At 67.5% G+C, this 13746-nt stretch carries 11 protein-coding genes; 3 read left to right on the forward strand and 8 right to left on the reverse strand.

The annotated features are described in order from the left end of the window. Positions 1-5: 5 nt before the first annotated feature. From AC1Q6V_RS10560 to AC1Q6V_RS10575, 4 genes are all read right to left on the reverse strand, one after another. The gene (locus AC1Q6V_RS10560) at positions 6-356 is read right to left on the reverse strand and encodes a flagellar protein FlaG (RefSeq protein ID WP_454750113.1); all 351 of its coding nucleotides are present in this window, start codon (positions 354-356) and stop codon (positions 6-8) included. Between the two features lie 139 nt (positions 357-495). After that, positions 496-1974, reverse strand: coding sequence for a flagellin N-terminal helical domain-containing protein (locus AC1Q6V_RS10565; RefSeq protein ID WP_454750112.1), 1479 nt, complete (start codon positions 1972-1974; stop codon positions 496-498). 225 nt (positions 1975-2199) lie between these two features. Continuing rightward, positions 2200-2526: an RNA chaperone Hfq gene (locus tag AC1Q6V_RS10570; RefSeq protein ID WP_439669415.1), complete on the reverse strand. Its 327-nt coding sequence runs from the start codon at positions 2524-2526 to the stop codon at positions 2200-2202. A 752-nt stretch (positions 2527-3278) separates the two neighbouring features. Then, positions 3279-4235 carry an oxygenase MpaB family protein gene (locus AC1Q6V_RS10575; protein ID WP_454750111.1) on the reverse strand — a complete coding sequence of 319 codons (957 nt, stop codon included), beginning with the start codon at positions 4233-4235 and terminating at the stop codon, positions 3279-3281. 236 nt (positions 4236-4471) lie between these two features. On the opposite strand from AC1Q6V_RS10575, the gene AC1Q6V_RS10580 reads away from it, so the two are divergent. Next, the gene (locus tag AC1Q6V_RS10580) at positions 4472-4732 is read left to right on the forward strand and encodes a hypothetical protein (protein ID WP_037024800.1); all 261 of its coding nucleotides are present in this window, start codon (positions 4472-4474) and stop codon (positions 4730-4732) included. 287 nt (positions 4733-5019) lie between these two features. After that, entirely contained in the window at positions 5020-5460 is a 441-nt protein-coding gene (locus AC1Q6V_RS10585) for a BON domain-containing protein (protein WP_058697363.1), read from the forward strand. An 83-nt stretch (positions 5461-5543) separates the two neighbouring features. On the opposite strand, the gene ku is transcribed toward AC1Q6V_RS10585, so the two are convergent. The 4 genes from ku to ligD all read right to left on the reverse strand — a co-directional run bounded on the left by ku (position 5544) and on the right by ligD (position 12362). Beyond that, entirely contained in the window at positions 5544-6563 is a 1020-nt protein-coding gene (gene ku / locus AC1Q6V_RS10590) for a non-homologous end joining protein Ku (protein ID WP_058697362.1), read from the reverse strand. Positions 6564-6777: 214 nt separating this feature from the next. Beyond that, on the reverse strand, positions 6778-8787 hold the full coding sequence (locus tag AC1Q6V_RS10595) for a response regulator (protein WP_010810673.1): 2010 nt from the start codon (positions 8785-8787) through the stop codon (positions 6778-6780). A 306-nt stretch (positions 8788-9093) separates the two neighbouring features. Then, the gene (locus AC1Q6V_RS10600) at positions 9094-9489 is read right to left on the reverse strand and encodes a hypothetical protein (protein ID WP_010810672.1); all 396 of its coding nucleotides are present in this window, start codon (positions 9487-9489) and stop codon (positions 9094-9096) included. Between the two features lie 140 nt (positions 9490-9629). Next, positions 9630-12362, reverse strand: coding sequence for a DNA ligase D (gene ligD, locus AC1Q6V_RS10605; protein ID WP_454750110.1), 2733 nt, complete (start codon positions 12360-12362; stop codon positions 9630-9632). A 253-nt stretch (positions 12363-12615) separates the two neighbouring features. Between ligD and AC1Q6V_RS10610 the strand changes: the two genes are divergently transcribed. Further along, complete coding sequence (locus AC1Q6V_RS10610; RefSeq protein WP_454750109.1) at positions 12616-13623, forward strand: SDR family oxidoreductase; 1008 nt, start codon at positions 12616-12618, stop codon at positions 13621-13623. Positions 13624-13746 lie beyond the last annotated feature (123 nt).

The following is a 13746-nucleotide window of genomic DNA, read 5'->3' on the forward strand; positions in this document are numbered from 1 at the left end:
AGGTCTCAGGCCGGCTGGCTGATGAACAGCCCTTGCAGCTTGTCGATGGCGCGGGCGATGCGCAGCACCTCTTCGGTGGGCATCTGCCGGATCAGGTCGCCGGTTTCCCTGTCGATCACCTTGGTGATGATGCGATGCGTGGTCTCGTCAATCTCAAAGCGCAAGCCGATCGAGGTGGTCTTGAGCGCTTCGACCAGCTCGCCGATGGCGGCAGAGGTATCGACGGCTTCCACCGGCGCAGCAGCGGCGCGTTCCAGCGCGCGCAAGCCGGCAGGTGCGCGAGTCGAAGTGCTGTGGGTCAGCGCTTCGGACGGCAGGCGCACTGCTGTCGGGTTCACGGTCGGGGGAGGCGCCATGGTCTGCTCCGTTGGCGTGGTTCTTGATCAGGTTGAAGCGCTTGGCAGGCAGCGGTCTACCTGCGAAACGCTCCAAACGCGCTTCGGCAAAAAGGCCGGGCCTTGCGGCCCAGCCTCATGTGCCTGCTCGCGGATGCGATTAACGCAGCAGCGACAGCACGCCTTGCGTGGTCTGGTTGGCTTGCGCCAGGACCGAGGTACCAGCTTGTTGCAGGATCTGAGCGCGGGTCATGTTCGACACTTCGGTTGCGTAATCGGCGTCTTGAATGCGCGAACGAGCGGCGGACAGGTTGTTAACCGTATTGTTCAGGTTTGCAATAGTCGATTCGAAACGGTTTTGAACTGCGCCGAGATCGCTACGCAGCTGGTCAACGCTAGCGAGCGCTGCATCCAGCTTTGCCAGCGGATCCGAGCTGGATTTTTCCGAGGCGGCCACGGCGTCGGTGATCAGCGTCGGAGTGCCGCCGGCAGTCTTCGAGAGATACATGACGTTGCCGCCACCGTTCTTCACTTGGCCATCCACGTCAACGCTGTACACGACACCACCGGCCGTCAGCGTGCTGCCAGTCTTGGTTTGTCCGGCGACGTCCAGATCCGAGGCGACTGCTGCGCGGTTGGCGGTCGTGGAATTGGTGGTCAGCGTGCCGGTTTGCGAGGTATAGAGGTTTACGCTCGTGGCGATCGTGGCTGCCGTACCCGTCGCGTCCGTGGATGCGGCAATAGTGAACGTTACCGTCTTGCCATCAACCTTGGCCGTGTAGGTACCATTCCCGTTCGCGTCAGCGGTACCGACGGTAAATTCAAAGCCATCAAAGCTGAGCTTGTCGCCGGCCGCTTTGCCTGCGCCCAAGGTCGCCAAGCTGGTTGCGGTGCCATTTGCGCTCGCGGTGGTGTCGTACACAGCAGAGACGGTATTTGCAACCGTGGCGGTCGTCACAAGCGAACCGTTGGCAGCGCTCACATAGACCGCATTTGCACCAGTTTTTACGGCGCCGGAGTTGATGTCTACCGTGTAGCCGCCGGTGTAGTTGTCGGTACCGGTGGCTTTGAAGCGGCTGATCAAATCGCCGGCGGTGGCCTGGCGGGCACCATCAATCTTGAAGTTGTCGAGGCCCAGACTCTTGGCATCAACCTTCTTCAGGTCGACAGTGATGGTTTCGCCATCATTGGCACCGACCTGTACCTTCATCGTGTTGTCTTGTGCGAGAACCTTGACACCGTTGAATTGAGTCTGGCCAGAGACACGATCAATTTCTTCCAGGCGCTGTTGGATTTCGGCCTGGATCGAGGTCAGATCGCTATCCGAATTCGAGCCAGTCGATGCTTGGACGGTGAGTTCCCGTACGCGCTGCAGGTTATTATTAATTTCAGTCAGTGCGCCTTCCGTCGTTTGGGTCATCGAAATGCCATCATTTGCATTTCGGGCTGCCTGGGTCAGACCCTTGATGTTCGCGGTAAAGCGGTTCGCAATCGCCTGACCAGCGGCGTCGTCCTTGGCGCTGTTGATGCGCAGGCCCGACGACAGGCGCTGGATCGCCGTGTTCAGCGACGATTGCGAAGCATTCATGTTGTTCTGAGTCATCAGAGACAACGAATTGGTGTTAATGACTTGCGCCATGGTACGACTCCTATATGCAAAGTTTTGGGCATTCCGGCTAGTGCCGTAACGTTGGCGGCCTGCTTTGCAGGGCGTAGAGTGCCTCCGTTGCTTGGGTTATCGACCGGGCAAGGCAAAGGTTTAGAGTGATCTCCGCGATAGTTGCGCGGGGTGCCGGCAGGGCCGGCAGAGGCGCCTTGCGGCAGGGAGCGGCGGGGCGGGAAGGCGTGTGGGGCGGGCGTTGGTCTAGCGGCGCTTGCTGGTGCGGGGGATGTAGATCGGCAGGAAGTCCGGCTCCGGGGCCGGATCCGGTGCCACCGCCGGCGCGTCCGGCGCATTGGCCAGCGTGACCAGGCAGATGGCCTGCTTGTAGACCACCGTTGGCCGGATGTCGTCCGGCTGCCGGCCAAGCAGCACCACATAGTCGTCTGACGCCAGGACGAGGCCCTGCAGCCGGGCGCCGGTGGACAGGTGGACGATCACCGGAGCCTGGCTGGAGCTGTATGCCGCAAATTGCAGATGCTGCAGTTGTTTCCGGCTGCGTGACCTGGGCCGGGTTTCCTTCTTCTTCACAACGACTCCGGAAGAGCCCGCAAGGGTTCTGGCGGCTGATAACAGTCCATTGACCGGCGGCTTGGGGTGCGCCACGGCCAGGGCGGCAGGAGAAACATCCGCTCTCGGTAACGGCGCAGGTGCCGGCGGTTGGCGCTGCCAGAAGAGAAGGGGGATACTTCAGGGTCGAGAGTAACAAAGTTTTTTCAAGCGTTGACGAACCGCACGCCATTCTTGGAATAGAGGCTTTGCTCTATAAAAATTGTTGCTCTCGAGGCCGTGATATTGTACCCGATAGTGCGCTATCGCATACTGCGGCCACGTCGGCGAGCCGGCAGGCTCGGTATGGACCGGGCCCGCGAGGAAATTGCCAGCCCATGCAAAAAATGCCCTGATGTAGCGTCAGGGCAAAAATAATTAAAAGTGCCCAATCAGTCTCATATTGTCATGAGGGAATCCCCTGATAGAAGCGGGATTTACACCTCATGTAAGCGCGTTTATATTCTTGGCAAGAGCTTTTCAGCTCGAGCAGTCCTGGAAAGCCTACGAGCACCCCGCGCGTAGGCTTCTTTTTTTTTGCCTGCGTCGTTTGAATCGCGCTCTGTGGCGCTGTGGCTGGTGCGGTTAGTAAAAACCGACCGGCCGTTCGGAATGCCCAGGCAGATTTAACGCCACTTTCGCGCCGCGCAATCCTCCGAAATGGGAGGATTTTTGCCGCCAATTCTCATTTCCGTTCAAGAAGTTCAGCTGAACGCCGATAGCCGGCGCGGCCCTTAGCCTGCCGTCGTGGCGGTGCCGCGGGCCACGCGCCGCCGTGCGCGCGCTGCCAGGCCGGCGCCCAGCACCCAGCGCAGCGCCGGTGCCAGCACATGCATGCCCGCGAGTGCTGCCGGGCGCCGTATCGAGGGGCCGTCCAGGTCGAGCTGTTGCCGTGCCCACGGCGGCAGCAGTGCGATGCCGGCGTCGGCCATGATCCGCACCGCCGGCTGCAGCAGCGGGTTGGCCACCGGCATCTGCCGCACCAGCCGCACCACTTCGCTGGTGCGTTCGCTAGCCAGCAGCGCAGGCCGCATGGCCTCCAGGTAGGCCGTGACTTCGGCGCGCGAGCGCGGCACGTCGGCCGCGCCCAGCATCTGGGCGATGCGCGCAACCTCGTCGTAGTAGCGATCCTGCTCGGTGCCGCTCAGTGGTCCGACATAGCGCAGGTAGCCAGCCAGGAAGCTTGAGACCTCGGCCACGTGCACCCACGTCAGCAACGCCGGGTCGGAGGCGGCATAGTGCCGCCCGTCCGGGGCCACGCCGACCACGCCGGCATGGATGCGCCGTACGCGCCCGATCAGCGCCATGGCATCGGCACGGCTGCCGTAGGTGGTGCCGGCGATGAACTGCGCGGTGCGCCCCAGGCGCCCCTGCATGTCGGTGCGAAAGCTGGAGTGGTCCCAGACCCCGGCCAGTGCCAGTGGATGCAGTGTCTGCAGCAGCAGCGCACTGACGCCGCCCGCTAGCATTGCCGGAAAGTCGGCATGCACGCGCCAGCAGACCGCGTCGGGCCCGAACAGGCCGGGATCGCCCGGCGGGTTGTCGTAGTCGAGGGTCACGCCGGAATTGCTGCGGGTCAGCGCGCGCACGTGCGCGCCGGCGCGCTCACGCAGCCTGGTGGAGAGCTGGTTCAGCGGGCCGCGTCGTGGCTGCGCAGAGCGGCCGGCGGCGGGGTCGGTAAAGCTGGACAAGGCCGGTGCCTGAATGGGGAAGTCAGGGCCAGCATACACGGGATGCGGGGCGATGTGCGCGGGGTCATGCCGCGGCGGTTGCCGCAAAAAGGGCCGGAGCCCCCTTGCGGGAGTCCCGGCCTGTCAATCTCCGGCGTATGCCCCTGCGGCCGCACCGCATGTTGCGGCCGCACATACCCGGAAAGCTGCGTGTTATCGTGGCTGGCGCGGCTTACTTACGGCTGGCGTTGTCCGCCTTGTTGCCCACCCTGTTGCCCGCCCTGGCCGCTTTGCTGGCCGCTGCGTTGGCCGCTTTGCTGGCCCGGTTGCGAGCTGCCGCGATCCTGCTGCTGCTGTTGGTCCTGCTTGCGGTCCTGGTTACCCATCTGACCGCCGCCTTGTTGTTGTCCCGGCTGCTGCTGGCTGCCGCGTTGGCCAGATTGTTCCTGCTGCTTCTGTTCCTGCGGCTTCTGGCCCGACTGCGATTGACCCGGCTGTTGCTGCTGTCCCATTGCTAGCTCCTTGACGCGGCGAACTGCCGCATCCCCTGTTTCGCAATCGCCATGCCAAGGATGGAAGGACCGGGGTGCCGCCAGCAACGGCCTGTAACGGGGGATGCAGCACATCACGCGGCGGGCGCTTTTACAACGGGTGGCCCGATTTACACGCCGTGGGCCCCGCCGCGGACGCCTGGTGCGGCCTGCCCGGCAGGTATGGAGCTTGCTGAAATATGCCTTACCAGTGGTTCCGCGTGCCAGGCAAGTCCGGCAACGGATGCGCTGGTGACCCGAAAAAGGAGGCAGCCATGCGTTTTTCCCGAATTCCCGCGCGCACCGTGCGGATGGCCTGTGTTGCTGCGGCGCTGGCGGTAGCCGGTAGCGCGCTGGCGCTCGACAAGAGCGGCCTGATCCTGGTTGCGGCCGACGATACCCCTGTGGCACCCGTCAATTCCGCGCCGGGCATGCCCGGCCGTGCCGACCCTGACCGGGGCGCCGCCCCGGACATGAGCGCCGACAAGGCCAAGCGGGCCGTCGAGGACGGTGCAATCACCACCAGGATCAAGACCAAGCTGCTCACGACCAAGGACCTCAAGTCCACCGGCATCCGTGTGAAAACCAGGCAGGGCACGGTCGACGTGAGCGGCACGGTGCCGAGCCAGCAGCAGCACGAACTGGCGCTCGACGCGATCCGCAGCGTCGAGGGCGTGACGTCGGTCAATGACAACCTGAAGGTGTCATCGCGGTAAGCGGGTTTGTCCGATGCTGAGGGTTTGCTCCCCTCTCCCGCGCGCGGGAGAGGGAGAACGCAATCGGAATTTGGCCCCCCTGCCTAAGCCGCGTGCTTCCTGCGCGTAGTGCTTGAACTCTTGCGCGCGGCCGGCGCGTGCGACTCGCGCTTGGCCGGTGCACGCTTGGTCTTGGCGGCGGTGCTGGCGCGCTTGGCAGGCGGGGTCGCAGCCCGCTTGGCAGCGGGCTGCTTCCTGGCGGCGGCATGCCGCGCAGGGGCCTTGCGGCGCGCGGGCGTGGCGTCCTCCTTGTCTTCCTTGCCGCGCTGGCCCAGGCTCTGGCGCAGCAGCGCCACCATGTCGATGACCTTGGCGCCCTGGCGCGGCGCTTCTTCCTCTTCCGCAGGCGGGGTCAGCTGGTGGGTCTTGCCGGAGTCGATCTTTTCTTCGATGCGCGCCATCAGGTCGTCACGATAGCTGTCGCGGTACTGTTCCGGCTCCCAGTCTTCGCTCATGTCTTCGACCAGCTTGGTGGCCATCTCGATCTCGCGCGCATGCGCGCCGGTGGGTTTGCCGGTGGCCGCCTTGGGCAGGCGCAGTTCGGAGATGGGCAGCACCTCGTCGGCAAAGCGCATGGTGTTGAGCACCAGCGCGTCGCCGTGCACCAGCATCGCGGCCAGGTGCTGGCGGGCGCGCAGCACCACCAGCGCCAGCGCGGCACGCCCGGTGCGGCGCATGGTTTCGTGCAGCAGCGCGTAGCCGCGCTCGCCGCGCTTGTCGGGTTCGAGGTAGTAGGGCGTGTCGAAGTAGTACGGCGGGATGCTCTGCGCGTCGACAAAGCTGACGATATCCACCGTCTGCGTGGCCTCGACATTGGCCTGGCGGAAGTCTTCCTCGTTCAGCAGCACGTATTCGTCCTTGGCGTACTGGTAGCCCTTGACGATATACTCCTTGTCGACCGGCTTGCCGGTGCTCTTGTTGATGCGCTGGTAGCCCACCGGCGCCATGTCGCGCACGTCCAGCAGGTCAAGGTCCAGCGTCTGGCTGCGCGACGCGGGCCGCAATACTACCGGGATATTAACCAGGCCAAAGGTTATGGCGCCTTTCCAGATGATGCGTGACACGTGAGGGCTCCTTTGCCAGCCGCACGGGCACGTTGCGGCGGCGGTGGCGGCAGATCGCCCGGAGGCGGGTCTGCCACTGGTTCGGGCGGGCCCGGCGGAGGTTCCGGCGGCGGGGTTTCAGGCTTGCGCGGCGGGATGTCGGGATCGGGCGTGGTATGCACGGAGCTTCCTTGTTCAAGGGTGGATGGGAGCGGCGGCTGGCATCGGCATCGCGCTAGGAATGGTCCGCGCTGAGTGCATCCAGCAGCCGTGTCAGCGCGTCCAGGTCGGCCGGCTTGACCAGGTGCTGGTCGAAGCCGGCTTCCAGCGCGCGGCGGCGGTCCTCGGGCTGGCCGAAGCCGGTCAGCGCCACCAGCGTGGCGCCGCGCATCTCGGGCAGCGCGCGCAGGCGGCGCGCGGTCTCGAAGCCGTCCATGGCGGGCATGCCCAGGTCCAGCAGCACCACCTCCGGCCGGGCATCGGTGGCGCGCGCCAGCGCGCTGGGGCCGTCGGCGGCGGTCACCACCGTATGGCCAAGTGTCTGCAGCGTCATCATCATGGCCTCGAGCGCGTCAGGGTTATCGTCCACCACCATGATCCGGCGCGGCACGCCGCGGTGCGGCGCGGTGCGGCCGGAGCCTGGGTGCCACTTCTGCCACGGCTCCACCGGCAGCGTCACGGTGAAGGTGCTGCCCTGTCCGGGGCCGGGGCTGTCGGCGCGGATGGTGCCGCCATGTAGCCGCACCAGCTTTTGCACCAGCGTCAGGCCGATGCCGGGACCGTCCTGCTGGATCGCGCTGCGCGGCGGTTCGGGCTGGGTGCCGTCGTCGCGCGCGGCCAGCGGATCGAACAGCTGCCGCTGCAGTGCCTCGGACAGGCCGGCGCCGTTGTCGCGCACGCGCACGGTGACGCGGGCGCCGGACGCGGCATCGGGCGCGGTGTTCGCCGCGCCGTCCTCGAGACTGGCATCGACGACGATCTGGCCGCCGGCGGGCGTGTAGGCCGCGGCGTTCTGCAGCAGGTTGCTGAAGATCTGCGCCAGGCGCACCAGGTCGCCACGTACCGGCAGGGGCTGCTCGGGCAGCGACAGGCGCAGCGTATGGCCGCAGGCGTCCATCGTGGGGCGCACGGCTTCCACCGCGGTATTGAGCGCGGTGCGCAGTTCCACCAGGTCCTCGCGCAGCGTGATGCGGCCCTGGTTGAAGCGCGAGATGTCGAGCAGCTCGTCCACCAGCCGGGTCAGGTGGTGCAGCTGCCGGCCGATGATGTCGCGCGCGCGGAACATGTCCTCGCGCGAGGGCGAGAGCTGCTGCAACAGGTCCGCGGCGCTGCGCAGCGGCGCCAGCGGATTGCGCAGTTCATGCGCCAGCATCGCCAGGAACTGGTCCTTGCGCCGTTCCTCGTCATGCAGCGCGCGGCCGGCACGGTTTTGCAGCGTCACGTCCTGGCAGGTGCCGGCAATGCGCAACGGCGGCGTGCGGTCGTCGCCCGGCTGGCCTTCCGCGCCGCGTACCGGGAACGCGCGCGCGCGGATATCGCGCAGCTCGCCGTCCGGGCGCGCAAGGCGGAACTCGATGTCCAGCCTGCCGTCGCCCAGCATGCTGGCGAACGCCGCTTCCACGCGCGCACGGTCGGCCGGCGCCACGCGCTCCAGGCAGCGGCGCGGCTCTTGCGTCAGCTGCTCGGGCTTATGGCCGCACAACGTGGCGAGCGAGGGGCTGGCGAACAGCAGGCGGGGCTCGGCCGGGTCCAGGATCCACACCACGTCGGCCAGCGATTCGGCCAGCTGGCGGAACATGTCTTCATGCTCATGCAGTGCCCGCGAGGTGCGGTGATAGGCGTCCTCTGCCCCGCGCAGCCGCAGCAGCGCCTGGATGCTCGACAACACCTCTTCCGGCTCGGCAGGCTCGACCAGGTAGCCGTCGGCGCCGCAGTTCAGCGCCTCTACTCGCTGGCGCGATTGCGCCAGCCCTGGCGAGGTCAGCAGCACCAGCGTGTGCGCGGTCTGTGGATCGGCCTTGAGCAGCCGGCAGACTTCCAGCCCGCTGATATCGGGCAGGCGTGCGGCCAGCAGCACCAGCACCGGCGCATGCTGTCGCACCAGCGACAGCGCCGAATGGCCGGTGGCGGCCTCGATCACGGAATACTCGCCGCGATGGAGGATGCGGCTCTTGACGTAGCGCGGCCCCTCGCGGTCATCGACATTCAGGATCAGCGGGGCCGGGTTGGCGGCATGCGGCGTCATGGCATCACGCTGACAGGCGCTTGCGCGCCCGCGCGGAGGTTTGCTCAGGACCCGGGATGGTCCGCGGCGGCGCCGTGTAAAACCGCGCCGGCCGCGCTGCCCCGCTTGCAAGCTTTGCCGCGCCGGCGCGGCCGCCGGTTGTAGGTATTACATGCGCACAGATGTCGTCCATCGTCATTCCCCCTTATGCATCAGCACGCCTGCGGTCTTTGCCAGGCTGTTGCGCTGGCAGAGTGGCAAGAGGCGTGCCGGGCAGGCGTCGCCCGGCACGCAGCGCGGCAACCGCGTGGCCATGCGTGGCGCGCTTCAGCGGCGGGCCGCCTCGCCGCCATGCGCTTCGGCGCTGGGGGAGGTGCCGCCGTGCGGTCCGGCTGAGCCGGTTGCTTCGACAGCTTTCTGCGGGATCTTGCCGGGCTCGGTAGTGCCGCCGCCGGTGGCGCCCTTGCCAAAGCGCGCAGCGATCCGGTCCTGGACCCGGCTTAATGCCTCGGCCTGCTGTTTGGCCGCTTCGGCTTCCTTCGACTTCTTGGCTTCGGCGGCCTGCTGCTGCTCGGGCGTCGGTGCCGGCAGGCGTGCCTGCACCGGGCTGGCGGCGAAGGACAGCATCGCGCAGGAAACCAGCAGGTGGCGCAAGGCGCGGCGGTTGCGTGGCGCGGCAGCGGTGGCTCGAATCTTCGCGGCGATCCTGAGTTGGCTCATCATCACGTCTCCATGTCGTCGCTGCACTGGCAACAGTGCAACGTGGCGCACGCGGCGGGGGTGCCGGGCCGTGTGTCATGACCGGGATGCGGCAAGAAATGTGCCGCTTGGCGACTGCTGTGGATCTCCGGCGGGAACGGGGGCTATCGGGCGCGTGCCAGTCGCGCCGCGGCGCGCGTGATCGCCTGCCGGGCTTCGGCGTAATCCGCCCATGGGTCGTCGGCCGCCACGGCGTCGAGCCTCGGGCCGGCATTGGCCACGGTCCACTGCGCCGCGCCTTGCAGGCTATCGAGTTCCTCCCACCACACCGGCATCGATACCCCCAGCCCCGGGCGTGCCCGCGCCGAGAATGCCGCCACCGTGGTGGCGCCTATGCCATTGCGCAGGTAATCGATGAAAATCTTGCCAACGCGGTTGCTTGGACCGCTCTTGGCCACGAAGCGCTGCGGCACGGTGGCGGCGACATGGCGCACCGCGTCATGCGCGAACGCCTTCACCTCGTCCCACCCGGCACGCGGCGTGATCGGCACCACCACGTGCAGCCCCTTGCCGCCACTGGTCTTCAGGAAGCTGGCGAGGCCGAGTTCATCGAGCAGCGCCTTCATCAGCGCGGCGGCTTCCTGCATTTGTGGCCAGGGCACGCCTTCGCCCGGGTCCAGGTCGAAGACGATGCGGTTGGGGCGGTCGATGCTGCGCTTGCCGGCGTTCCAGGTGTGGAACTCCACCACATTGAGCTGTGCCGCGGCCACCAGGGCTTCGGCCGACGCGATTTCCAGCAGCGCGGGATGCCCAGGCCACAGGCCCGGATCGAGCACGTTGAGGCCGTCCACCCGCAGCGTGTCGCTATGCCGCTGGAAGAACTGCTCGCCGCCCACGCCCGATGGCGCGCGCACCATCGCGATCGGTCGCCCGCGCAGGTGCGGCAGGATCAACGGCGCGGCGCGTTCGTAGTAGCGCACCAGGTCGCCCTTGGTCAGGCCGGATGCTGTGTCGATGACGCGCTCGGCATGGCTGATCGCGACCTTGCCGCCGGCGGCGGTGGTGCGCTTTGCCGCGGCCTTCGGCCGTGTGCCGGCATGCTTTGCCGTGGTTGCCGCGGGCTTGCCGTTGGCCGCCGGCGTTGCCGGCCGCTCCACCGACACCGCGCGCGCGGGCTTGTCGGTGCGCAGGCCGTGGAACACGGCATGGCGCACGCGGCCTTCGCGGGTCCAGCTGCCGAACGAGACCTCGGCCACCAGCTTTGGCCGCACCCAGTGCCCCTTTACGCCTGCAGGCACGTTCTCAAAGGGCGCGGAATCGGCGCGCAACGCGTCCAGCTGCGTGCGCAGCGCGCCCAGCGTGCGCGCGTCGAAGCCGGTGCCGACATTGCCCGCGTAGCGCAGCCGCCCGCCGCTGTCGTGCACGCCAAGCAGCAACGAGCCGATGCCGGCGCGGCTGCCCTTCGGGTCGGTGAAGCCCGCCACCACGAACTCCTGGCGCAAGGTGCATTTCAGCTTGATCCACGTACTGGTGCGCGCGCTGACATAGGCGGCGTCGGCGCGCTTGCCGATCACGCCTTCAAGCTTCATGCGGCAGGCTGCCTCGAGCATGTCGGTAGGGCCGGCCTCGAAGTCCTCGCTGAACTGCAGGCGCGGCGAGGTGTTGTGCGCGAAGATCCGGCGCAGCAGGGCGCGCCGCTCCACCAGCGGTACCTTGCGCAGGTCATGGCCGGCAAAGTAGGGCAGGTCGAACACGAAATACTGGATGCCCTCGACGCGCGCGGTATCGAAGGCATTCTGCAGCGCCTGGAAGTCGGTCGCGCCATGCTTGCCGAGCACCACGATCTCGCCATCGAGCCAGCCATCGGGCAGGCCCAGGGTGCCGACGTCGCGCGCCAGCGCACGCAGCTTGCTGGTCCAGTCGTTGCCCTGGCGCGTGAACAGGCGCACATCCTTGCCGTCGATGCGGGCCAGCAGCCGGTAGCCGTCGAACTTGATCTCGTAGCGCCACGCCTGCGCGTCGGACGGAGGCTGCTCCACCAGCGTGGCCAGCTGCGGCGCCAGCGCCAGCGGCAAGGCCGCGCGCGGCGCGCCGCGCGGCGGCTTCAGGGATTTCGCCGTGCCGTGTGCATCTGGTGCGGCTTCGTCAGGCGGCTGCGCGGACTTCGCGCGCTTTGCCGCGGGTTTGCGCTGCGTGCCGCCCAGCACGCTGTCCGGCAAGGCCTCGACCACATCGAACTCCGATGCCGGCACGGCGGTCTCGTCGCGCTCCTTGATCAGCAGCCAGGCGTCCTGCTCCTTCTGCCGGCTGCCGTGCATGCGCACCAGGGTCCAGTGACCGTGCAGCTTTTCACCGCGCAGCTCGAACTTCAGCTTGCCGGCGCGGTAGCCGGCCTCGGCATCGCCTACCGGCAACCAGGTGCCGCGGTCCCAGACGATGACCGTGCCGGCGCCATAGTGGCCGGCGGGGATCACGCCCTCGAAGCCGGCATAGTCCAGCGGATGGTCCTCGACATGGATGGCCATGCGCTTGTCGGCCGGGTCCAGGCTCGGGCCCTTGGGCACGGCCCAGCTTTTCAGCGCGCCGCCGAGTTCGAGGCGAAAGTCATAGTGCAGCCGACGCGCCGCGTGCTTCTGGATCACGAAGGAAAGCTCGCCGGCGCGCTTGTGCACCTTGCCGCGGGTGCGCGCGGCGCCGCTGGGCTCAGGCGTGGCGCCGAAGTCGCGCATGCGGCGGTATTTATCGAGCGCGGCGGGAGCGGCCTTGGCGGCTGGCGCGCCGCGTGCCGCCGGGCGGGCCGTGCTGGCGCGCTTGCCGGTGGGCTTGCCGGCGCCTTTTGCCGCGGCGCGGCGTTTGCCTGGATCCTTTGGCGCTGTCGGTCGCGTGGTCTTGGCCATTGCTGTCGCCGGTTAGGTGGGATGTATCCAGCTTAGGCAGCACATGCCGCCGCTGAAATCGGCGCCCGTCCTACAGCGCCCGGCGGCAGCCCCATGCGCGTCGCGCCATGTGGTTCTTACCGGGTGTTGTAAATCTGCGGCAGCCCGCCTGCCGTGGCGCCGCCAGCCAGGGCCGCCCCGGACAGGAACGCTCCTTGCAACTCCCCAGCGGCATGCCCGGCACCGTGCCGGGTCTCCCCGAGGAGAAGCGGCGATGAAACCAACCCTGAAGAACATTGGCTCGCAGGTCATCGTCCTGACCGGTGCCAGCAGCGGCGTGGGCCTGGTGACGGCGCGCAAGGCGGCGCAGCAGGGTGCGCGGCTGGTGCTGGTGGCGCGCAGCGAGGGCTCGCTGCACCAGCTGGCCGAAGAGCTGCGCGAGCATGGCAATGAAGTCATCACCGTGGTGGCCGATGTCGGCAAGCATGAAGAGGTTGGCAAGGTGGCGCAGGCTGCGATCGAGCGCTTCGGTGGCTTCGATACCTGGATCAACAACGCCGGCGTGACCATCTTCGGCCGCCATTGCGACGTGCCGCTGGAAGACCAGCGGCGGCTGTTCGATACCAACTACTGGGGCACCGTGCATGGCTCGCTGGCGGCGGCCGCGCACCTGCGCGAGCACGGCGGCGCCATCATTAACATGGGCAGCGAGGCGGCGGACGGCCCGCTGCCGCTGCAGAGCGCCTATGCGGCCTCGCAGCACGCGATCAAGGGCTTTACCGATTCGCTGCGGCTGGAACTGGAGCAGGAGCAGGCGCCGGTCAGCGTGACGCTGATCAAGCCTGCCGGACTGGAAACGCCGCTGGCGATGCACGCCAAGAATTTCCTCGATGTCGAGCCGCGCATGCCGCCGCCGCTGTATGACCCGGCGCTGGCGGCCGACGCGATCCTGTTTGCCGCCGCGAACCCGCGCCGCGAGCTTTTCGTCGGTGCGGCCGCCAAGGCGTTCTCGGCCGCGGCGTACCACGCGCCGCACACCTTCGACCGCTTCATGCGCCGCTTCATGGGCCGCGCGCAACAGACGCATCACCCCGCGGGTCCGCTCGAGGACAACGCGCTGTATGGCAGCGGCAGTGGCCTGCAGGAACGCAGCGGCAGCCACAACGCGCTGCACTCCTGCCCCTACACCACCACCGCGCGGCACCCGATGCTGGCCACTGCGCTGGTGGTGGGCGCCTCCGCCGCGGTTGCCGCGGTGTACCAGTTGCGGCACAAGCGCTAGTGTCCTGTGCCGCGCACATTGGTGGCGCGTGGGCCGCGAACGCCTATCATTGACTCGAATGCCCGCAGTTGCGGGCATTCGGGCCTCCGCCGGGCGGCGGCGCCAGGCCGCCCGCGCACGGGG

Source organism: Cupriavidus sp. GW823-FHT07B10 (genome assembly GCF_058794355.1).

What these genes read in the sequence shown, in the direction of transcription:
- AC1Q6V_RS10560 (WP_454750113.1), bottom strand. Translation starts at nt 356, where the DNA reads ATGGCGCCTCCCCCGACCGTGAACCCGACAGCAGTGCGCCTGCCGTCC.
- AC1Q6V_RS10565 (WP_454750112.1), bottom strand. Translation starts at nt 1,974, where the DNA reads ATGGCGCAAGTCATTAACACCAATTCGTTGTCTCTGATGACTCAGAAC.
- AC1Q6V_RS10585 (WP_058697363.1), top strand. Translation starts at nt 5,020, where the DNA reads ATGCGTTTTTCCCGAATTCCCGCGCGCACCGTGCGGATGGCCTGTGTT.
- AC1Q6V_RS10595 (WP_010810673.1), bottom strand. Translation starts at nt 8,787, where the DNA reads ATGACGCCGCATGCCGCCAACCCGGCCCCGCTGATCCTGAATGTCGAT.
- AC1Q6V_RS10600 (WP_010810672.1), bottom strand. Translation starts at nt 9,489, where the DNA reads ATGATGAGCCAACTCAGGATCGCCGCGAAGATTCGAGCCACCGCTGCC.
- ligD (WP_454750110.1), bottom strand. Translation starts at nt 12,362, where the DNA reads ATGGCCAAGACCACGCGACCGACAGCGCCAAAGGATCCAGGCAAACGC.
- AC1Q6V_RS10610 (WP_454750109.1), top strand. Translation starts at nt 12,616, where the DNA reads ATGAAACCAACCCTGAAGAACATTGGCTCGCAGGTCATCGTCCTGACC.